The 21,288-nt window shown below is 69.6% G+C and carries 20 protein-coding genes; 15 read left to right on the top strand and 5 right to left on the bottom strand.

Annotated features, from left to right (window positions below):
- Position 1: 1 nt before the first annotated feature.
- The 3 genes from G6N19_RS05470 to G6N19_RS05460 are packed head-to-tail and all read right to left on the bottom strand — an operon-like array spanning position 2 to position 3,884.
- Positions 2 to 1,549 (bottom strand): AMP-binding protein, encoded by a 1,548-nt coding sequence (locus G6N19_RS05470; RefSeq protein WP_193465919.1) that lies wholly within the window; start codon positions 1,547 to 1,549, stop codon positions 2 to 4.
- Positions 1,546 to 2,283, bottom strand: coding sequence for a GntR family transcriptional regulator (locus G6N19_RS05465; RefSeq protein ID WP_013827668.1), 738 nt, complete (start codon positions 2,281 to 2,283; stop codon positions 1,546 to 1,548). Before G6N19_RS05465 ends, G6N19_RS05470 begins: the two co-directional genes overlap by 4 nt.
- Complete coding sequence (locus tag G6N19_RS05460; RefSeq protein ID WP_193465918.1) at positions 2,280 to 3,884, bottom strand: SMP-30/gluconolactonase/LRE family protein; 1,605 nt, start codon at positions 3,882 to 3,884, stop codon at positions 2,280 to 2,282. The genes G6N19_RS05465 and G6N19_RS05460 overlap by 4 nt, the downstream gene beginning before the upstream one ends.
- Before the next feature lie 175 nt (positions 3,885 to 4,059).
- Between G6N19_RS05460 and G6N19_RS05455 the strand changes: the two genes are divergently transcribed.
- The 15 genes from G6N19_RS05455 (at position 4,060) to G6N19_RS05385 (ending at position 19,419) form a co-directional block, all read left to right on the top strand.
- On the top strand, positions 4,060 to 5,196 hold the full coding sequence (locus G6N19_RS05455; protein ID WP_193466307.1) for a CaiB/BaiF CoA transferase family protein: 1,137 nt from the start codon (positions 4,060 to 4,062) through the stop codon (positions 5,194 to 5,196).
- Positions 5,197 to 5,284: 88 nt separating this feature from the next.
- Positions 5,285 to 6,466 carry an acyl-CoA dehydrogenase family protein gene (locus G6N19_RS05450; protein WP_112684332.1) on the top strand — a complete coding sequence of 394 codons (1,182 nt, stop codon included), beginning with the start codon at positions 5,285 to 5,287 and terminating at the stop codon, positions 6,464 to 6,466.
- The gene (locus tag G6N19_RS05445) at positions 6,463 to 7,380 is read left to right on the top strand and encodes an acyl-CoA dehydrogenase family protein (RefSeq protein WP_193465917.1); all 918 of its coding nucleotides are present in this window, start codon (positions 6,463 to 6,465) and stop codon (positions 7,378 to 7,380) included. Before G6N19_RS05450 ends, G6N19_RS05445 begins: the two co-directional genes overlap by 4 nt.
- Positions 7,377 to 8,600 (top strand): acyl-CoA dehydrogenase family protein, encoded by a 1,224-nt coding sequence (locus G6N19_RS05440; protein ID WP_232062529.1) that lies wholly within the window; start codon positions 7,377 to 7,379, stop codon positions 8,598 to 8,600. Before G6N19_RS05445 ends, G6N19_RS05440 begins: the two co-directional genes overlap by 4 nt.
- On the top strand, positions 8,597 to 9,607 hold the full coding sequence (locus G6N19_RS05435; protein ID WP_013827675.1) for an acyl-CoA dehydrogenase family protein: 1,011 nt from the start codon (positions 8,597 to 8,599) through the stop codon (positions 9,605 to 9,607). The genes G6N19_RS05440 and G6N19_RS05435 overlap by 4 nt, the downstream gene beginning before the upstream one ends.
- Before the next feature lie 24 nt (positions 9,608 to 9,631).
- A complete protein-coding gene (locus tag G6N19_RS05430) occupies positions 9,632 to 11,338 on the top strand; it encodes a thiamine pyrophosphate-binding protein (protein WP_013827676.1) in 1,707 nt (568 codons plus the stop codon).
- Positions 11,339 to 11,417: 79 nt separating this feature from the next.
- On the top strand, positions 11,418 to 12,596 hold the full coding sequence (locus tag G6N19_RS05425; protein WP_193374439.1) for an acyl-CoA dehydrogenase family protein: 1,179 nt from the start codon (positions 11,418 to 11,420) through the stop codon (positions 12,594 to 12,596).
- Positions 12,596 to 13,810 carry a CaiB/BaiF CoA transferase family protein gene (locus tag G6N19_RS05420; RefSeq protein WP_193465916.1) on the top strand — a complete coding sequence of 405 codons (1,215 nt, stop codon included), beginning with the start codon at positions 12,596 to 12,598 and terminating at the stop codon, positions 13,808 to 13,810. Before G6N19_RS05425 ends, G6N19_RS05420 begins: the two co-directional genes overlap by 1 nt.
- Positions 13,810 to 14,598 carry an enoyl-CoA hydratase/isomerase family protein gene (locus G6N19_RS05415; protein ID WP_193465915.1) on the top strand — a complete coding sequence of 263 codons (789 nt, stop codon included), beginning with the start codon at positions 13,810 to 13,812 and terminating at the stop codon, positions 14,596 to 14,598. Before G6N19_RS05420 ends, G6N19_RS05415 begins: the two co-directional genes overlap by 1 nt.
- Positions 14,599 to 14,611: 13 nt before the next feature.
- Positions 14,612 to 15,757, top strand: a complete 1,146-nt coding sequence (locus G6N19_RS05410; protein ID WP_193465914.1) for a thiolase family protein — start codon at positions 14,612 to 14,614, stop codon at positions 15,755 to 15,757.
- 30 nt (positions 15,758 to 15,787) lie between these two features.
- Entirely contained in the window at positions 15,788 to 16,936 is a 1,149-nt protein-coding gene (locus G6N19_RS05405; protein ID WP_083037235.1) for an acyl-CoA dehydrogenase family protein, read from the top strand.
- A gap of 117 nt (positions 16,937 to 17,053) precedes the next feature.
- On the top strand, positions 17,054 to 17,668 hold the full coding sequence (locus G6N19_RS05400; protein ID WP_013827682.1) for a TetR/AcrR family transcriptional regulator: 615 nt from the start codon (positions 17,054 to 17,056) through the stop codon (positions 17,666 to 17,668).
- The gene (locus G6N19_RS05395; protein ID WP_013827683.1) at positions 17,665 to 18,201 is read left to right on the top strand and encodes a hypothetical protein; all 537 of its coding nucleotides are present in this window, start codon (positions 17,665 to 17,667) and stop codon (positions 18,199 to 18,201) included. Before G6N19_RS05400 ends, G6N19_RS05395 begins: the two co-directional genes overlap by 4 nt.
- Before the next feature lie 16 nt (positions 18,202 to 18,217).
- Positions 18,218 to 18,916 (top strand): fatty-acid--CoA ligase, encoded by a 699-nt coding sequence (locus G6N19_RS05390; RefSeq protein WP_193465913.1) that lies wholly within the window; start codon positions 18,218 to 18,220, stop codon positions 18,914 to 18,916.
- The gene (locus tag G6N19_RS05385) at positions 18,913 to 19,419 is read left to right on the top strand and encodes a DoxX family protein (RefSeq protein WP_013827685.1); all 507 of its coding nucleotides are present in this window, start codon (positions 18,913 to 18,915) and stop codon (positions 19,417 to 19,419) included. Before G6N19_RS05390 ends, G6N19_RS05385 begins: the two co-directional genes overlap by 4 nt.
- Positions 19,420 to 19,429: 10 nt before the next feature.
- Here the strand turns inward: G6N19_RS05385 and G6N19_RS05380 are convergent, their stop codons facing one another.
- Entirely contained in the window at positions 19,430 to 19,732 is a 303-nt protein-coding gene (locus G6N19_RS05380) for a hypothetical protein (protein WP_013827686.1), read from the bottom strand.
- Positions 19,733 to 19,775: 43 nt separating this feature from the next.
- Positions 19,776 to 21,254, bottom strand: a complete 1,479-nt coding sequence (locus tag G6N19_RS05375) for a class I adenylate-forming enzyme family protein (protein WP_193465912.1) — start codon at positions 21,252 to 21,254, stop codon at positions 19,776 to 19,778.
- Positions 21,255 to 21,288: the final 34 nt, after the last annotated feature.

Here is a 21,288-nt window from a genome sequence, read left to right as displayed (position 1 = left end):
CTCAGTCACCTACCTCAGGCCGGGCCAGCACCGCCCGGATGCGCTGTTTGACCACCTTGCCGGCATCGTTCTTCGGCAGTTCGTCCCAGATCTCCACCTGTTCGGGCGCCTTGAACACCGCCACACCCTGCGCGGTCAGCAGCTCGCGCAACTCGGCCACGTCGGGGCCGGTGCCGCCGGCCGGGACGATCACGGCGCAGGCGCGTTCCCCGGTGCGCTCGTCGGGTACACCCACGACGGCGATCTCGGCGATACCGGGATGGCTGATCAGGATGTCCTCCACCTCTCGCGCGGAGATGTTCTCCCCGTTGCGGATGATGACGTCCTTGAGTCGGCCGGTGACCAGCAGGTACTCGTCGTCGACCCAGCGGCCCAGGTCGCCGGTCGCGAAGTAGCCTTCGGCGTCGAAGCAGCCCTGCGCGTCCTCGCTGCGCCGGTAACCCACCAGCATCTGCGGCCCCCGGACGTAGATCTCGCCCTCGCCGTCCGGGGCGCCGCGGTGGGCGACCAACTTGATGTCGGCGATCCCGGCCCGGCCGTCGGTGTCCGCGGCGTAGGCGCGCTCGTGGGCGCCGACCGCGCCGACCGTGGTCACCGGAACCTCGCTGGACCCGTACACCCGGGTGACGGCGGCGGTGCCGAAGTAGTCGGCCGCCTCGCGGATCAACGACGCCGGCACGGCTGCCCCGCCGCAGACGAAGAGCTTCAGGTCGGGCAGCCGGGTGCCGGCGCGGCGGGCGGCGGCCAGCAATTGGGCCAGAAACGGCGTGGCCCCGGCCACGTGGGTGCAGTGTTCGGCCAGCATCAGCGCCACGGCCGCGTCGGCATCCCAGGTGTCCATCAGCACGGCGGTCGTGCCCAGCAGCAGCGGGGCCTCGAACGCATAGATCGACCCGCCGATATGGGCGATCGGCGACGGCACCAGGAACGTGGTACCGGTCTGAATCAGCCAGTGCCGGCCGAGCTGAGCGATCAGCGCGTTGATCGAGTTATGGCTGTGCAGCACGCCTTTCGCTCGGCCGGTGGTTCCGGAGGTGTACAGCAGCAACAGCACCGCGTCCGGGTCCACCGGCGTCGGCGACACCGCGCGCGGGTGGTCGGTCAGCGCGCGGTAGTCGGTGCCGGCGGACGGGCCGGATGCACGCACCAACACCACCTCCGGCGGCTCGGCGAGTGCAGCGGTCACCCGGGCCAGCATGGCGGCGTAGTCGTGACCGCGGAAGCGCTGCGGGGCGAACAACATTCGGCTGCCCGAATCCGACAGGATGAACGTCAGCTCGGCATCCCGCAGCGACGGCAGGATGGGGTTGACCACCATCTGAGCCAGGGCCGCCGCCAGGTAGACCACGGCGGCCTCGTGCCAGTTCGGCAACATGAACGACACCACGCTGCCCGCCGGCATCTTCTCCGACATCGCGCCGGCCAGCGCGTGGGCCGCCGAATGCAACTCCCGGCAGGTCAGTCGGGTGTCGCCGTCGATGAGCAGAACTCGGTCGGGAGCCCGATCGGTTTCCTGTGCCAAGGCGTCGGCCAGCGTGTGCAGCCTCATGGGCCGGGTTGTCCCATCACCCGGTGCAGCGTCATCGAGTACCGGTAGTCGTCGCCGGCGTGGGTGTTCACCGTCACCTGGGCGATCTCGCCCTCGGAGGTGGTGTAGCTGCGCTGCATCTGCAGTGCGGCGGTTCCGGGTTCGACGGCCAGTTCGCCGGCGAGTTCGGCGGTGATGATCACCGCGCGGATGTGCTGGCGCACCTCGACGACGCTGACGCCGAACACGTCTTCGATCAGCGGGAAGATGGGACCGGTGTGCCGCTGCAGCAATCGGCCGACACGCGCGAATGCGCGGTTGATGTAGTACTCGGTCCGGCAGATCGGCGCGCGCCGGCCGTCGGCTCGCCGGTAGCCGCGCACCGCCAGCCAGTCGGTGCCGGCCGGCAGCCCGGTGCGCGCGGCGATTTCGCCGTCGACGGTGACCATGGCATTGGAGTCGATCTCGAAGGAGGCGCCGGCCGCGAAGGCGACCAGATCGTCGATCGACACCACGTCCTGGGCGTAGCAGTTCGTCGCCGCGCGGGGAATCACCACGGTGCCCGCGCGTGGCCGGGACACCACCAGGTTGTCCTCCCGCAGCCGCCGCAGCGCTTCGCGGACGGTGTAACGGCTGACCGAGAACCGTTCGCACAGTTCGTGTTCGGTGGGCAGCTGCGAACCCACCGGGTAGACCCCGTCGGCGATCTCCTTGCGCAGTGCCCGCGCAACCTTGAGGTAGCGGTGGTCGGTCACGGGCCGACCGGGTGTAGTGCCAGCACGCTGCCCTCCCCGTCGGCCGCGACGAACAGCGTGCCGTCCGGGCCGCGTGCGATGCCGGCGAACGGGCCCTGCGGGCCGGAGAACGGCGGCATGCCCCGCAGCGGTTTGGGCACCACGCCCGGCGGCGGTCCGATCGGCAGTCCGGCGGCGATGGTGTGCCGCGATCCGGTGGCCAGGTCGACGGCGAGCACCTCGCGGTTGCCCGCGTCCACGATGTAGAGCCGGCCGTCGGCCGGCAGAATGCCCTGCGGCCGGGCCAGGCCGTCGACGACCGTCTCGGTGCCGGACGCGCCGACCCGCACCACCCGCCCGGCGCCGGATTCGGCGACCAGGTAGGTCCCGTCATCGGCACGGACGATCCCGACCGGGCCCGCCAGCCCGGCGGCGAGTACCTCGACGGTTCCGGCGTCCACGCGCAGCACCCGGCCGGTGCCGAACTCGGTGACCACCACCCCGGCGGGTCCGGCGGTGACCCCGTAGAGCTGGTCGAAGCCGTCGGCGAGCACCTCGCCGGCTGATTGCGCCGGCAGGTAGCGGCTGACCTGTCCACCGGAGGTGGTGACGACGAACTCGCCGGCGCCGACCGCGGTCACCCCGCGGATGAAGCCGGGATAGCCGGGACTGAACAGCATGCCCAGCGTCTGCAGTCGGTTGTCGTCGCCGACCGCATAGAAGTAGGTGCCGTCGGCGACGTAGAGCGTGCCGGTGGCGTCGACGGTGAGGTCCAGCGGCCAGTTCAGTCCGCCAGGCAGCACCGTGGTCACCGCACCGCCGGTGATCTCGGCGATCTCGCCGCTGAAGTTGGAGACGAACAGCCGCTCGCCGACGAATGTGCAGTTGTCCAGGCCAGGACTCAGCTGTGCCAGCACGGTCTGATCCCCGGTGCGCGGGTCGATGCGCAACACCTGGCCGCTGGCCGCCTGGGTCGAGACGATGAATCCGTCCGCGTCGAACTTCACCGAGTCGGGAACACCGAGATCGCCTGCAACCCGCTGCGGCAGGGCTTCGGTCGCCAACGGGTCGATGCGCCAGATCTCGTTGGCGGTCATCACCGGGAAGTACAGCAGCCCGTCGGGCCCCACCGCCATGGCGTTGGGCGACGGCAGGTTCTCGGCCAGGATGCGCTGCGCCCCGGTGGCACGGTCCAGCTCCATCAGCCGGCCACCGTCGCGGCACTCCCCGACGAACAGCCGGTCTTGATGCACCGTGATCCCGTTGGCGCACGGTAGATCGTCGCGCAGTACCCGGGCGCGTCCGTTGTCGAGCGCACTGACCCGGGCGTCCATCACCTCGGTGGCATACAGCGTGCCGGCGGAGTCGAAGGCGACGTCGTCGGGGGCCACGACGTCCCCGCCGCGTGCGCTGATGACGGCCAGCTCGCCGGTGGACACGTCCAGCGCGCTGATCTGGCTTCCGGTGACCTGGGCGACGTAGACCCGGCCGTCGGGGCCGGTCCGCAGGCCGTTGGCGCCGAACAGCCGGCTCGGGGCGGTGACCCGCTCCAACCGCCAGCCGGGTGCGACCGTCGGGTCGGTCCGCCCATCGCGCGGAAGAAGCGGGGAGGGTGCCGTCATACCTTCGGACGCTACCAAGCGCAGTTAGTCCAGACAATAGCCGTCGGTGATGCGCGTCTGGGCCTTGACGCGCGAATAAGCGCTGCGGAATAGTGTTCTGCAATACGCAGAACGGAGTATTTTGTCCGAACAAATCAGGGTGGACGTTGCTGGGGGCGCTCCGGCGCGCGGACCGCTGCACGGTGTCCGCGTGGTCGACCTGACGACCATGGTGATGGGCCCCTACTGCACGCAGATCATGGCCGACATGGGCGCCGACGTCATCAAGGTCGAGCCGCCCGAAGGCGATGCCACCCGCTACATCTCGGCGGGCCCGGCGCCGGACATGAGCGGGGTGTTCGTCAACGTCAACCGCGGCAAACGCGGCATCGTGCTGGACCTGCGCACCGACGACGGCAAGGCGGCGATGACCGCGCTGATCGCCGGCGCCGACGTGTTCATCCATTCGATGCGCGCCAAAGCGATCACCAAGCTGGGCCTGGACTACGGCGCGGTGGCCGCGATCAACCCCGCGATCGTCTACACCAACTGCTACGGCTATTCCCGGCGCGGCCCCGACGGCGACCGCCCGGCCTACGACGACACCATCCAGGCCGAATGCGGACTGCCCGCGGTGCAACAGCAACTCACCGGCCGGGCCGATTACGTGGGCACCATCATGGCCGACAAGATCGCCGGGCTGACCGCGCTGTACGCCACGATGATGGCGCTGTTCCACCGGGAGCGCACCGGGCAGGGCCAGGAGGTCGAGGTCGCGATGTTCGAGACCATGGCCTCGTTCATGCTCGTCGAACACGCCAACGGCGCGATGTTCGACCCGCCGCTGGGGCCGGCGGTCTACCCGCGCACGGTGGCGCCCAACCGGCGCCCGTATCAGACCAGCGACGGACATATCGCCGCGCTGATCTACAACGACAAGCACTGGAACGCCTTCATCGATGCCGTGCAGCCGCCCTGGGCCTCCGAGCAGTACGCCACCCTGGCGCAGCGCGCCCAGCAGATCGACACCGTGTATGGACTGCTGGCCGAGACCATGACAGAACGCACCACCGCGCAATGGCTGAAGCTGTTGCACGAGTTGGAGATTCCAGCCGCCCCGCTGAACGCCCCGGGTGACCTCTTCGACGATCCGCACCTCAACGCGGTCGGCCTGTTCGAGACCGTCGACACCCCGGCCGGACCGGTGCGCTTTCCCGGCGTGCCCACCTGGCTGTCGCGCACCCCCGGCCGGGTTGCCGGCCCCGCGCCGGAGCTGGGAGCCCACACCGCGGTGGTGCTCGCCGAACTCGGGCTCGACGGAGCGCCGGCATGAGCCCGCCGGCGACGATGCAGTGGGGGTGCCCCCAGGCGCGCAGCGCCGAGGGGGACGGAGCTTGCGGAGCGATGCTGAGGAGTGGCGCATGAGCCTCGACTTCGACATGGGGCCACGCGCCGGCGCGCTGCGAGGCCAGCTGCGCGAGCTGATCGAACACGAGCTGCCGGAGCACTTCCCGGGCGCGTTCACCGACGATCCGGCCGATCTGGCTGCCGCACAACGGTTCTGCCGGGTGCTCGCCGAGCGCGACTTGCTGTGCCTGTCCTGGCCGCAGCAGTTCGGCGGAGCGGACGCCTCGGTGTGGGAGCAGACCGTGGTCCGCGAGGAGATGTGGGCCCACCACGAACCGCGCGGGGCGCAGTACATGGGGGTCAACTGGGTCGGGCCGATCATCATGCGGCACGGCACCCCCGAACAGCAGCGCCGGCACCTGCCGCCGATCGCCGCCGGCGAGGTGATCTGGTGCCAGGGCTTCTCCGAGCCCGAGGCCGGTTCCGACCTGGCGTCGCTGCGCACCCACGCCCGCCGCGATGGCGACGGCTGGCTGATCAACGGCCAGAAGATCTGGACCTCCTACGCGACCATGGCGCAGTGGTGTTTCCTGCTGGCCCGCACCACCCGCCTCGGTGAAGACCTCAAAGAAGGGGTGGCGACCAAGAAGCAGCAGGGCCTGACGGTGTTCCTGGTGCCGATGGACAACCCGGCGATCCAGGTCCGGCCGATCCGCACCATGATGGGCCCGCACCATCTCAACGAGGTGTTCTTCGACGACCTGCGGGTGACCGACGCCGACGTGCTGGGCGAGGTCGACGCCGGCTGGTCGATCGTGGCCGACGTGATGTCCTACGAACGGGTGGGCATCGCCCGCTACGCGCGCTGCGAACGCCTGCTTGCCGCCGCGCCGGACGCGCTCGGCGATCGCTGGGAGACGTTGCCCGCCGAATTGACGGCGCGGTGGGTGCGGATGCTCACGCACTGCCGGCGCGCCCGGCTGATGGCCTACCGGGTGGTCTCGCTGCAGGCCAGCGGGCGGATTGCGCCGGGGGACGCGGCCGCCTACCGGATCGCGGTCACCCGGCTGGACCAGGAGAGCGCCGAGGTCCTGATGGAGATCGCCGCCGAAGCCCCGGGCGGACCGCGGGGGCAGTGGTTCCGTGCCGAGGTCGACGACCACTGGCGCTATTCGCAGGCCGCCACCGTCTCGTCGGGCAGCATTGAGATGCAGCGCATTCTGCTCTCCCGCGCGCTGTTGGCGGGGTCGCGATGATCCTCGAACTCGGCGCGGACGCCGAAGAATACGGGCGGGCAGCACTGCGGGCGTTCGACACGGCCGGCGGCGACGAGCTGGTGGTGCGCGCCGACACCGACCCGGCCGTGCGCGACGAGCTGGTCGCCCCGGTGCTGCGTGGACTCGGCGCATTCGACCTCAAGCCCCGTGCCGACGCCGACGAACTCGAAGCCGCCGCGGCGCTGTGCCGCAGCGCCGGCTACTGGGCACTGCCCTATCCGGTGGCCGAATGTCTTTCGGCGCCCGCCGGTCTCGATGTCGACGGCCTCATCGTGGTCGCCGAGCACACGCCCGCCGGGGCGGTGGCCGGGTTGTCGAAACGGTGGGCCGCGGTCACGCTGGCCGGGGTGCGCAGCACGGCCGTGGCGCAACCGGCGGCCGGACCGGGGTTGGTCGCCGAGCTGGCGCTGACCGAGATCGACACCGATGGCGCCGATGACGTGGCACTGGCGCTGGCGCTGGGATGCTGGACATTGCTGGGGATGCTGGACCGGGCGCTGGACCTCACGAAAGACCATGTGCGGCTGCGTGAACAGTTCGGCCAGCCGCTGGCGAAGTTCCAGGGCGTGCAGTTCCAGCTGACCGACGCCGAAGTGGAACGCGCCGGGCTGGACATGCTGGCCAAGTACGCGCTGTGGAGCATCGCGACCGCACGCCCCGAAGCGGTCGACGACGCGCTGGCGCTGCGCGCGGCGGCCCTGGAAGCCGCCGACGTGGTCTTCCGGGTCTGCCACCAACTGCACGGCGCCGTCGGGTTCTGCGACGAGACGGCCCTGTCCTGGCTGTCGCGTTACAGCCAGCCGCTGCGCCGGCTGCCGTGGGGGCTCTCGGCCACCCGCCAGCTGCTGGTCGAGCGCGCCGGCCGCACCGGGCTGACGGGACTCTACGCATGACGACGGGCTCCGGCGGTTCAGCGAGGTTCGACGCAGGAGAGGCGAAGCTGGAGCCGCCGTATCAACCTGCCGACTTCCGCGCCCGGGTACGCCAGTGGTGCGCCGACAACATCCCGGCGGACTGGCGCCGCACCCAGACCGGGGTCAGCGAGGCCGAGTTCGTCGACTTCCAGCGCCGCTGGTTCGCCACGCTGCACTCTGCCGGGTTCGCCGTGCCGCACTGGCCGCGCGAATGGGGCGGCGGCATGTCGGTGGCCGACCAGGCCGTGCTGTACCAGGAGCTGGCCGCCCACGACGCGCCGCGGCTGGTGCTGGCATTCGTCGGCATCCACCACGCGGCGGCCACCCTGCTGGCAGCGGGCACCGAGGAGCAGCGCCGCCGGCACCTGCCGGGCATCCTCGACGGCGAGATCTGGGTGCAGGGGTTCTCCGAGCCCGAGGCCGGCTCCGATTTGGCGTCGCTGCGCACCACTGCGCGCCGGGTGGGGGACGGCTACCTGGTCAATGGCCAGAAGCTGTGGGCCAGCGGCGCCAGTCACGCCCAGTGGTGCCTGCTGCTGGCCCGCACCGACCCGGAGGCCCCCAAACGTAAAGGGATCTCCTACTTCCTGCTCGACATGGCCACCCCCGGAGTGCAGGTGCGGCCGATCCGCAACGCCGTCGGCGATCAGCACTTCTGCGAGATCTTCCTCGACGACGTGGTGATCCCGGCGGCGAACCTGATCGGGGCCGAGAACACCGGCTGGCAGGTGGCGCAGGCGACGCTGGGCGCCGAACGCGGCATGACCATGCTCGAATTGGCCGAGCGGCTGGGCTGCGCGGGCTTTCGCTGGCTGGTGCAGGCCGCGCCGAGCGACGACCCGGTGGTGGCCGACAAGTTGGCGCAGTTGGAAACCGAGATCACCGGCCTGCGGGCGATGTGCCGACAGCTGGTGGCCGACGTCGAGGCCGGCACGGCCGGACCCGCCGACGCCTCGATCGTGAAGCTCTACTACAGCGAGCTATTACAGCGGCTGACCGACTTCGGCGCCGAGATCGGCGGTTTGGCCGCGCACACCGCACTGACCAAACCCCTGTCCAGCGGCTGGGAGTCGGGTTCCTGGGTGCTCGATTTCATCGGCTCCTGGGAGTGGACCATCCCCGGCGGCTCCAGCGAGATCCAGCGCACCATCATCGGCGAACGCGGCCTGGGTTTGCCGCGAGAACCGAGCCTGCCGTGACCACAACCGATTTCGCCGAACTGCACGACGACCTTCGGGCCGTCGCCGCCGACGTGCTGGGCCGCGGCCGCGCCGTCGACTGGCCCACCATTGCCGACGCCGGCTGGGTCGGACTGGAGGTTCCCGAGGCCTTCGGCGGGGCCGGTGCGACGTTCGCCGAGGTCGCCGTGGTCTGCGAAGAACTGGGAAGGGCCGCCGTCGCCGCCGACTACCTCGGCAGCGCGGTGCTCACGGTGGGTGTGCTGAACACGCTGCAGCACAGTGCGGTTCGTGACCGATTGCTGACCGATGTCACCGCCGGCACGACACGGGCCGCCACCGTGATGGGTGACTTCACCCTGGCCGCCGACGGGCGACTGTCCGGACGTGCCGACTTCGTTCCCGACGCCGACGGCGCCGATTTGCTGCTGGTGCTGGCCACCGACCACACCGGCGCCGAGGTCGCCGTGGCCACCGACCTGCTCGCCGTCACTGCGCAGCCGGTGCTCGACCAGACTCGCCGGGTCGCCACCGTGACCGCCGAGGGCGTGCAGGTGGCCGAGCCGTTGTCGTTCACCGGAAACCCCCGGTCGGTGCAGAACCGGGCGGCCGTCGCGGTGGCCTGCGACAGCCTCGGTTTGGCCGAGGCCATGCTGGCCGCCACCGTGTCGTATGCGCAGACCCGCCACCAGTTCGGCCGTCCCATCGGCTCCTTCCAGGCCGTCAAGCACGCATGCGCGGACATGCTGGTGACGGTCTCGGTGGCCCGCGCCCTGGTGCGCGAGGCTGTCGACGCGGTGGCCACCACCGGCTTCGGTGGCTCCGAGGCCGATGTCGCGGTGGCCATGGCGAAATCGTATGCCTGCGGCGGCGCGGTCGAGGTCGTCGGCAAGGCGCTGCAGCTGCACGGCGGGATCGGCTACACGTGGGAGAGCGGCATCCACGTCTATCTGAAACGCGCCGTGTTCAACCGGTCGCTGTTCGGGTCACCGGCAGCGCACCGCCGACATCTCGCTCAACGGTATTAACAAGTCAAGCAAGGAGTTTCGACTGTGGGTGTGCCCGTATATCGCCGGATCCTGGAGTTGTTCGAGGCCGAGGGCGTCAACACGCTGTTCGGTATCCCCGACCCCAACTTCGTGCACATGTTCGTCGAGGCCGAACAGCGCGGTTGGTCGGTGGTGGCGCCGCACCACGAGGAGAGCGCCGGGTTCATGGCCGAGGCGGCGTCGCGGATGACCGGGGCGCCCGGACTGTGCATCGGCACCCTGGGGCCCGGCGTGGCCAACATCGCCGGGGCGATGATGTGCGCCAAGGTGGAGAACTCCCCGGTGGTGTTCCTGGGCGGGCAGCGGGCCCGCATCACCGAGCGGCGAGTGCGGCGCGGGCGTATCCAATTCGTCCGCCAGGAAGAGCTTTTCGCGCCGTCGGTGAAGTACAGCGCGTCGATCGAGTACGCCGACCAGACCGATGAGATCGTGCACGAGGCGATCCGGCGGGCCCTGTCGGGCACGCCGGGCCCAGCCTACATCGAATACCCGTCACACGTGATCCTCGAAGAGCTCGATGTCGCCGGTCCGCCGGAGCCGCACCGCTACCGGCTGGTCAACCAGCGGGCCGGGGCGGCCGAGGTCGCCGAAGCCGCCGAGATCATCCGCAACGCGGCGAATCCGGTGCTGCTGGTGGGGCACGGGGTACACACCTCGCGCAGCGCGGCGGCGGTGCGCGAGCTCGCCGAACTGATGGCGTGCCCGGTGATCCAGACCTCCGGCGGCACCGCGTTCATCCCCGGTCTGGAAGACCGCACCTTCCCCTACGGGTTCTCCCAATCGGCGGTCGAGGCGGTGGTGGCCTCCGACGTCTGTGTGGCGCTGGGCACCGAACTGGGCGAGCCGGTGCACTACGGCACCACCCGGCACTGGGCGGCCAAGAACGCCGAGCGCAAATGGATCTACGTCGAGCAGGACCCGATGGCGATCGGGGTGAACCGGCCCATCGACGTGCCGCTGGTGGGCGATCTGCGTGGCGTGGTACCCCAACTCGTGGCGGCACTCAAGCAGACCCCGCGCACCGCGCCGGCCGAGCTGGACCGCTGGATCAAACAGGACGCCGAGCAGCTCGCCGAGCTGGCCGAGACCGCACCGACCGGGCGCAGCCCGGTGCACCCGGCACGCTACGTGGTCGAGGCCACCAAAGCGTTCCCCGCCGACGGCATCATGGTGCGCGACGGCGGCGCCACCGTCATCTTCCAGTGGACCTATTCACAGGCCAAGCCGCACGACGTGATGTGGAACCAGAACTTCGGCCACCTGGGCACCGGCCTGCCGTACGCGGTGGGCGCCTCGGTCGCCGAGGGCGGCAAGCGGCCGGTGATGCTGCTGACTAGCGACTCGGCGTTCCTGTTCCACATCGCCGAGCTGGAGACCGCCGCCCGGCTGAAGCTGCCGCTGGTCTGCGTGGTCGGGGTGGACCACCAGTGGGGCCTGGAAGTCGGGGTGTACAAGCGCACGTTCGACCAGCCCTCGCCGCAGCCGGGGGTGCACTGGAGCAAGGACGTCCGGTTCGACAAGATCGCCGAGGGCATGGGCTGCCACGGCGAGTACGTGCAAGACGAGACGGAGATCGGGCCGGCGATCAAGCGGGCCTACGCGGCGGGCGGGACCGCGGTCATCCACGTGTGCATCGACCCCAAGGCCAACTCGGAGGAGATGCCCAATTACGCCGAGTTCCGCACCTGGTACGCCGAAGGAACCCAATGAGTGAGAATGCTATTCTCATTTCCGGCTAACGCATATCCCTGAGTGCAGCGACGAGCTGGAGGAGACCATGCCCGAAGGAATGAGCTTCGAGCTGACCGAGGACCAGCAGCTGATCCGGCAGTCGGTCGCCGAGCTGGCGTCCAAGTTCGACGACCACTACTGGATGAGCAAGGACCAGGCGCACGAATTCCCGCAGGAGTTCTACGACGCCATCGCCGGCGGCGGCTGGCTGGGCATGACCATCCCCGAGGCGTACGGCGGCCACGGACTGGGTATCACCGAGGCCACCATCCTGGCCGAGGAAGTGGCGCGTTCCGGCGGTGGCATGAACGCCGCCAGCGCCATCCACATGTCGATCTTCGGGATGCAGCCGGTGGTGGTGTTCGGCTCCGATGAGATGAAGGCCGAAACCCTGCCGCGCATCGTCAGCGGTGATCTGCACGTGTGCTTCGGCGTCACCGAACCGACCGCGGGACTCGATACGTCACGTATCACCACGTTCGCCAAGCGGGACGGCAGCGATTATGTGGTCAACGGCCGCAAGGTGTGGATCTCCAAGGCCATCGAGTCCGAGAAGATCCTGCTGCTGACCCGCACCGAGTCCCGCGACGACGTGGAAAAGCGAGGGGGCAAACCCACCGAGGGCCTCACGCTGTTCCTCACCGATATCGACCGCGACCACATCGACATCCGGCCGATCCCCAAGATGGGCCGAAATGCGGTGTCCTCCAACGAGGTCTTCATCGACGACCTGCGAGTACCGGCCGAACACCGGATCGGCGAAGAGGGCAAGGGCTTCTCCTACATCCTGCACGGGCTCAACCCGGAGCGCATGCTGATCGCCGCCGAGGCGCTCGGCATCGGCCGGGTCGCGCTGGACCGCGCGGTCAAGTACGCCAACGAGCGCGTGGTGTTCGACCGGCCGATCGGCATGAACCAGGGCATCCAGTTCCCGCTCGCCGACTCGTTGGCCCGCCTGGACGCCGCCGAGTTGATCCTGCGCAAGGCCACCTGGCTCTACGACAACGGCAAGTCCTGCGGTCGTGAAGCCAACATGGCCAAATATCTGTGTGCCGACGCCGGTTTCGCGGCGGCCGACCGCGCTTTGCAGACCCACGGCGGGATGGGCTACTCGGAGGAGTACAACATCTCCCGGTTCTTCCGGGAGTCCCGGTTGATGAAGATCGCCCCGGTCAGCCAGGAGATGATCCTGAACTTCCTCGGCTCGCACGTGCTCGGGATGCCGAGGAGCTACTGATGACCGCACCGCTGGCCGGTGTCACGGTGGTGGCCCTGGAGCAGGCGGTGTCCGCCCCGATGTGCACCCGCGCGCTGGCCGACTTCGGTGCGCGGGTGATCAAGGTGGAGAACCCCGACGGCGGCGACTTCGCCCGCTACTACGACGACGTGGTCGGTGGTCCCGGAGGCCAGGCGGCACACTTCGTCTGGGTCAACCGCGGCAAACAGTCGGTCACCCTGGATCTCAAAAGCGAGGCGGGACGCGAGGTTCTGCACCGGCTACTGGACACCGCCGACGTGCTGGTCTCCAATCTCGCACCGGGCGCCACCGCGCGGCTGGGGCTGTCGGCAACGGACATGGCAACCCGGCACCCGAACGTGATCGCCGTGGAGATCGACGGCTACGGCAGCGGCGGACCGCTGTCGCACAAGCGGGCCTACGACCTGCTGGTGCAGGCCGAGTCCGGGGTGTGTTCGGTGACCGGCCGGCCGGGGGAGCCGGCCAAGCCCGGCCCGCCGGTGGCGGACGTGACCAGCGGCCTGTACTCGGCGCTGTCGATCATGGCGCTGCTGATCGGTCGCAAGGGTGCGGGCAGCGATGAGCCGGCGCCGTCGGTGACCGTCAGCCTGTTCGACACCATGGCCGAGATGATGGGCTATCACCTGACCTATGCGCGGCACTCCGGCGTCGAGCAGCAGCCGCTGGGCATGAGCTCACCGGCCGTGGCGCCCTACGGCGCGTATGCGACCGCCGACGGGCACACCGTGGTGCTGGGCACCACCAACGACCGGGAGTGGCAGCGGCTGGCCCGCGAGCTGCTGGGCCGCGACGACCTGGCCGACGACCCGCGCTTCGCCGGCAACGCCGACCGGGTGGCGAACCGGGCGATCCTGGACGAGGCGATCGGCCAGTGGTGCGCCCGCCACGACCTGGCCAAGATCCAGCACGCAGCCGATGCCGCCGGAATCGGCAACGCCCGCTACAACACCGCCGGCGACGTGCTGGCACACCCGCAGCTGTCCGAGCGCGACCGGTGGCGCTCGATCGACACCCCGGCCGGGCCGATCCCGTCGTTGCTGCCGCCGCCGGTGATCGCCGGCTTCGAGCCGCCGATGGGGCCGGTGCCGGCCCTCGGCGAGCACACCGAGGCGGTGCTGGGCGAACTGGGTTTCACCGACACCGAGATCGCCGAGCTGCGCGGCCAGCGGGCGATCGGGCAGGCTGGCAGCTGATGACGCCCGACACCGACGTGCTGCTGCGCACCGATCGCGACGGGGTGCGGACCCTCATCCTGAACCGGCCCGCCCGCAAGAACGCGATCAACCCGCAGCTGTGGCGGGCGCTGCGCGATGCGCTGCGCGATGCCGCCGACGACCGCGACTTGCGCGCCCTGGTCATCACCGGCGCGGGCGGCGCGTTCTGTTCGGGCGCGGACATCGGCACCGGTGACGACACCCACCCGGTGTACAAGCTGCAGCGGCTCACCGACGTCGCGCTGGCGCTGCACGAGCTGGCGATCCCGACCATCGCCAAGGTGACCGGGGTGGCGGTCGGGGCGGGCTGGAACCTGGCGCTGGGCTGCGATCTGGTGGTCGCCACACCGGAATCGACGTTCTGCCAGATCTTCTCGAAGCGGGGTCTGTCGATCGACCTGGCCGGTTCGTGGCTATTGCCCAAGATCGTCGGCCTGCAGCAGGCCAAGCGGTTGGCGCTGCTGGCCGAGACCATCGACGCCACCGAAGCCCAGGCGCTGAACCTGGTGACGTGGGTGATCGGCGCCGGTGAGATCGACGGGTTCGTCGACGATCTCGCCGACCGGCTGGCCGCCGGCCCGCCGCGGGCGCTGGCGCAGACCAAGGCGCTGCTCAATCAGGGCGCCGACGCTACCCTGCCCGAGGCACTGGCCAACGAATCCCGAGCCCAGTTAGTCAATTTCGCGGGAACCGACGCCGCGGAAGCCTATGCGGCCTTCGCCGAGAAGCGGACACCACGCTTCACCGGCGGATGGCCTGCCAAGTGAGATCGGAGTAGAGATGCGACCAACGGTGATCGTGGGGGCGGTGCGCACCCCGGTCGGCAAACGCAACGGCGGCCTGGCCGGCACGCATGCCGCGGACCTGTCCGCGATCGTGCTCAACGAGCTGATGCAGCGAACCGGGGTCGACCCGGGCGTCGTCGACGACGTGGTGTGGGGTTGTGTGTCGCAGGTCGGCGACCAGTCCTCCAACATCGGCCGGTACGCGGTGCTGGCCGCGGGCTGGCCCGAGGCAATCCCGGGCACCACGGTCAACCGGGCGTGCGGCTCCAGTCAGCAGGCGCTGGACTTCGCGGTACAGGCGGTGATGTCGGGGCAGCAGGACGTCGTCGTTGCCGGCGGTGTCGAGGTCATGAGCCGGGTCCCGCTCGGTGCGGCCCGGGCCACCGGGGAGCCCTACGGCCCCAAGGCTCTGGCGCGCTATGACGGCTTCCAGTTCAACCAGGGCATCGGCGCCGAGATGATTTGTGAGAAATGGGGTTTCGACCGCACCAGGGTCGACGAGTACTCGGCGCGCTCGCATGAGCGGGCCGCCGCCGCGCAGGATGCCGGGGCGTTTCGCGACCAGATCGTCCCGGTCGTCACCGAAGGTGGGGTGGTGGACGCCGACGAGGGCATCCGCCGCGGCACCACCGCCGAGAAGCTGGCCGGACTCAAGCCGGCCTTTCGGGACGACGGAATGATCCACGCCGGCAACTCCTCGCAGATATCCGACGGCGCCGCAGCACTGTTGGTGATGAGCGAGGACGAGGCCGCCCGGCGCGGGCTGACCCCGCTGGTGCGCTACACCGCCGGCGCGGTCACCGGCGCCGACCCGGTGCTGATGCTCACCGGGCCCATTCCGGCCACCGAGAAGGTGCTCAAACGCGCGGGGCTGGGCATAGCCGACATCGGTGTGTTCGAGGTCAACGAGGCGTTCGCCCCGGTGCCGCTGGCGTGGCTGGCCGAGACCGGCGCCGACGAGGAGCTGCTCAACCCGGTGGGCGGGGCGATCGCACTGGGCCATCCGCTCGGCGCTTCCGGCGCGGTGCTGATGATCCGGATGATCAACCACATGCGCGACAACGGAATTCGGTACGGATTGCAGACCATGTGCGAGGGCGGCGGGACCGCCAACGCCACGATCGTCGAACTCGTCGGCTAGGCCGGCCGGATCGGCTAAGGAGACACCGTCATGCAGCGCGTGCTGTTCACCGAAGACCACGAGGCGTTCCGGGCGCTGGCCCGTGACTTCGTCGAGAAGCACGTGGTGCCCGAATACCCCAACTGGGAGAAGGCCGGCCGGATGCCGCGCGCGGTCTTCGAGCAGCTGGGCTCGCTGGGGATGCTCGGCATGGCGATCCCCGAGGAGTACGGCGGCGCGGGCATCGACGACTACCGCTACAACGTGGTGCTGCAGGAGGAGGCGGCCCGCGCGCTGGTCACACTGTCCACGGTGCGCACCCAACTCGAGGTGATCCTGCCGTACTTCCTGCACTACGCCAACGACGAGCAGCGGGCGCGCTGGTTTCCCGGGCTGGCCGCCGGCACGCTGCTGACGGCGATCGCGATGACCGAGCCGGGCACCGGATCGGATCTGGCCGGGATGCGCACCACCGCGGTGCGCGACGGCGACGACTACATCCTCAACGGGGCGAAGACGTTCATCACCGGCGGCATTCAGGCGGATCTGGTGATCGTGGTGGCCCGCACCGCCACCGACCCCGACAACCGCCGCGCCGGGCTGACGCTGCTGGTGGTCGAGGACGGCATGCCCGGCTTCGCCCGAGGCCGCGAACTGGACAAGATGGGCTGCAAGGTCCAGGACACCGCCGAATTGTCCTTCACCGATGTGCGGGTTCCGATGGCCAACCGGCTGGGGGCCGACGGCGAGGCCTTCAGCTACCTGGGCCACAACCTGGCCCAGGAACGACTCACCGTGGCGGTCGGCTCGGTGGCGCAGTCCCGTTCGGCGCTGGCCGCCACCATCGACTACGTGAAGAACCGGAACGTGTTCGGCTCACCGGTCGCGTCGTTCCAGAACACCAAGTTCGAACTGGCCGCGGTCTCCACCGAGATCGAGGCCGCCCAATGCATGCTCGATAGGGCGGTCATCGAGCACGTCGATGGCAAGCTTTCGGGCGCCGACGCCGCTCGGGTGAAACTGTTCTGCACCGAGATGCAGGCCCGGGTCATCGATCGCTGCCTGCAGTTGTTCGGCGGCTACGGCTACATGATGGAATACCCGATCGCGCGGCTCTACACCGACGCGCGGGTGGCCCGGATCTATGCCGGGACCAGCGAGGTGATGAAGATGATCATCGCCAAGTCGCTGGGGCTCTGAGACGGTCTCGGGCCGCGGTTGTGAGTCCGTAACCAAAGATTCTTCGATGAGACCCTTGTCACAGCGCGCAAACCAACCTACTGTGTGTTCACTTGGTTGGTTGATCGAAGGAGACCGGTGACCTCACCCCGGCCGTACGCCACACTGCTCGCCAAAGGCGAGGACCGCAGGCAGCGGATTCTGTTGGCAGCCGAGCACCTGCTGGCCCGCAACGGCTGGCGCAACACCTCGCTGGCGCAGATCGCCCGCAACGCCGGGGTCAGCGCGGCGGGCCTGCTGCACCACTTCGCGTCCAAGGAACAGCTGCTGCACGCGGTGCTCGACGCCCGCGACGCCGACGACGACACGCACGCCGACCGCAGCGGCGACCTCATCGAGGAGATCCAACGGGTGGCCGACCGATTCACCCGGGCACCCGAGTTGGTCGGAACCTTCACCGTGCTGCTCGCCGAGAACGTGCTGCCCGAGGCGCCGCTGCACGATCGGATGCTCAAGCGCTACCACGCCGCGGTCGACATCGTCGCCGACCTGATCCGCTGCGGCCAGGACTCCGGCCGCTACCGCACGGATTTCGACCCGGCCATCAAGGCCGCAGAGATTCTCGCCTTTATCAACGGAATGGAGATGTCATGGCTACTGGATCCCTCGATACCGCTGGCCGAGGTGTTCACGGCCTACACGGAAACACTGGCCCGCGACTTCGCTCCACTGGAAAAGGACGTCCTGCAATGACCCCCGACCCCGACATGCGGTACCGGTTCGACATCGTCGGCCACAGTGTCGTCGACATCGTCACGGCGGCGGGCGGCTGGCTCTACGACCGCGCGACGGCGGGCTGGGACGTCAGCGTGATGATGCTCGATGCCTTCGAGGGCACCGACACCCGCCCGCTGCAGATCCTCGGCGCCCGGGTGCTGGACCTGGCGTCGGTGCTCACCCACTGGGAGCAGTGGCCGCACCCGCAGACCATCGCCGTCTGCGCCGAGATGTTCGACGGCCACGCACGCGTGCGCCAGGGCGTGCTCGACGCGCTGGAACACAGCAGCACCGAGGTGACGCTGTGGGGCGACGTGCCGGCCGAGTTGGATCGCGACGTCGACACCCGCCAGCACCGGCTCAGCGCGGCAGCCCGTGCGTTCAAGGCCCAGGCGCTGCGAGCGGCGGGCATCGACCCGAAAGGCGTTGCCGGATCCGGTCACGTCGAGATGTTCCGCTGCGGGCCGGCGTGTGCGTCGGTCGCGGCAGACTTGAGCCCGGCGAGTTGAGCGGCGCGATCGCACATTGACCGAGAACGTGCCGCTGTCGCGTTCCCTGGTGCTGGTGACCGATTATCGGGTTCCGGATCCGGCCAGGGTCTGGCCGCTGTTGCAGCGCCACCGCGACAGCCTGGCTCACCTGGGCGCCAGCCACGTGCTGGTCTACACCTCGTCGGTCGATCCCGGCCGGGTGCTGGCACTGATGTCGATCCGCGCCGCGCAGCCGGTCACCGATCTGCTCCGCGACGAGGCGTTCATGGCCTGGTTCGACGCGGTCGGCGTCGACGACATCCCCGCCGTCTTCGCCGGTTCGCTGGCGGAGCGCATCGAGCTGGCCGACAGTTCGAGCCTGACTGAACCGCCGGCCGAACCGCCGGGCGTGGTCGTCGCGGCGGTGGCCGAAGTCGTCGACGCCGAGGCGCTCATCGACCATGTCCACGACACCGCGGACGCCTTCGCTGCGGCCGGCATCCGGAAGGTCTTGATATTCCAGGCCTTTGACAATCCTCGCGAGGTGTTCATGCTGCAGGAGGCCGCTGAGGAAGTGGGCGAGGCCGGCGCCGGGCAGTGGATCAGCCAACCCGAGTTCGCCGCCGAGTGGGTCACCCGGGCCGGGGTCGGCGTCTACCCGCCGGTATTCGTCGGCCGGCTGGCGCACCTGATGCGCGTGGCGGATCAGCAAGAGGACCAACAAGATCGAGCAGAAGGAGAACCCATTCGATGACCGCTTACGGCGTGGGACTGTTGATCGTGCGGCTCTGCCTGGGCCTGACCATGGCCGCGCACGGCTACAACAAGATCTTCTCTGGGGGCCGGATCCCCGGCACCGCACGGTGGTTCGACAGCATCGGTATGCGGCCCGGCCTCTTCCACGCCCGGGTGGCCGCCGGAACCGAGATCGCCGCCGGGCTGGGCCTGGCCGCCGGCCTGCTCACGCCGATTCCTGCGGCGGGCTTCGTCGCCCTGATGCTGGTGGCGGCCTGGACAGTACACCGCGACAACGGCTTCTTCATCGTCAAGAGCGGCTGGGAGTACAACCTGGTACTGGCCGCCGTCGCAGTCGGCATCGCCATGCTCGGCGCCGGGCCGCTCAGCCTGGACCACCTGCTGTTCGGGCAGAACTGGTGCGACGGGTGGACCGGGCTGCTGATCGCGGCCGGGCTCGGGCTCGCCGGTGGCATCGGCCAACTGCTGGTGTTCTACCGGCCGGTGCGCGAGCGGGCCTGACCGCCCGCGGTCAGTCGCTGGCCGGCAGCGGCTTGGCTTCCTTGAGGGCCAACGGCACGGTGCCGACGCTCAAGGTACCGGCGCCGGCCTTGGTCACCAAGACCTCGGCGCCGGCGTCGTCGACGTAGCGCTTGCCCATCACCGCGCCGCCGGCGAAGTCGGGATCCAGGGTCGCCTCCGGCGAGGCGCTGTCCTCCAGGGGCACCATCGGGGCCCCACCGGCGCGCAGGTCATCGAGGCTGTCGGCGGTCTTCACCACGATGACCTGGGTGTCGCACACCTGGCTCTTCAGACGGGTACCGGACTTGATCATTGCGTTCCTTCGGCTTGGAAAACGAGGTGGACTACTTCGCGGCTTACAGGTCGTCGAGGAGTTCCCGGCGCAGCACCTTGCCGGTCGGGGTGGTCGGCAGCTCCGAGCGGAAGACGATCCGATCCGGGGTGCGCGATCCTCGCAGCTGCTCTCGAACATACTCGCGCAGCGCCTCCGGCTCCGGTGACGCACCGGGCGCCGCAACCACGCACGCGACGATGATCTGGCCCCACTCAGGATCCGGGGCGCCGACCACGGCGACCTCACGGACCTGCGGGTGCTCGACCAGCACGTCCTCGATCTCGGCGGGCGCGATGTTCTCGCCGCCGCGGATGATGGTGTCGTCGGAGCGGCCGACGATGTACAGGTATCCCTCGTCGTCCAGCACGGCGAGATCACGGGTCGGGAACCAGCCGTCGGCGTCGAGCACCGACCCCATGCCGGTGTAGGTGCCCGAGACCTGTTCGCCCCGGAGGAACAACTCGCCGGGCTCTCCGGCCGCAACCGGCCGGCCCTCGTCGTCGCGGATGACCACCTCGATGCCCGGGACCGGGCGGCCGACCGACCCCAGCCGCTTGCGGACGGCTTCGTCGGTGGCCGCGTACGCCGTGCGGTGGTCGTCGGGGGTGAGCACCGCGACCGTCGAACTGGTCTCGGTCAGGCCGTAGGCGTTGACGAAGCCGACGTCGGGCAGCAGGTCCAGCGCCCGGCGCACCAACGGCAGCGCAACCTTGGAGCCACCGTAGGCCAGGTTGCGCAGCGTCGGCAGTGGAGCCGGGTGGGCTTCCAGTTCCGACACGATGCGCTCCAGCATCGTCGGGACGACGGTGGCGGTGGTCACCGCCTCATCTTTGACCAGCCGGATCCACTCGGCGGGGCTGAAGCGACGCAGATAGACCGACTTGCGTCCGGCGTAGAGGTTGCTCAGCGCCGCTCCGACACCGGCGATGTGGTAGGGCGGCACGCAGATCAGCGCCGCGTCCTCGGGGCCCGCCGAACCGAACTCGACGGTCTGAGTGATGTAACTGGTCAGGTTGTTGTGGGTCAGCTCAACGGCTTTGGGCGCCGAGGTGGTACCCGAGGTGAACAGCACAACTGCCACGTCGTCGGGATCCGGCCACTGCACCTCCGGGGTGGTGGTGCGCGCCCGGGCGCAGAAGGTGGCCGAATCGATTTGGGCGACACCGAGGTCGCCGATCAGGTCGAGGTATTCCTTGTCGACGATGACCAGCGGTTGCGGCAGCCGGCCGATCAGCTCGCGCAGCGCCGGGCCGCTGAGCCGGTAGTTGAGCGGGGCGAAGGGCCGCCCGGCCCGCGCCGCGGAGAACAACAGCAGCGGCAGCATGTCGCCGCCCATCCCGATGTAGGCCACGCTGCTCGCGCCGGTCTCGTTGATCACCCCGGCGCCGGCGTCGGCGAGGGCATTGAGTTCGGCGGTGGTGTAGCGGGTGGTCTCCGAGACGACCGCGACCCGGTCTGGGTCGGCCGACACCGCCATTTCCAGCAACAACGAAATGCTCACCGCTCGGCTCCCCGTAATCCGTCGTGGATGAGAA

This window comes from Mycobacterium novum, from assembly GCF_010726505.1.
GTDB lineage: Bacteria > Actinomycetota > Actinomycetes > Mycobacteriales > Mycobacteriaceae > Mycobacterium > Mycobacterium algericum.
This window is presented reverse-complemented; position numbering and strand designations above follow the sequence as displayed.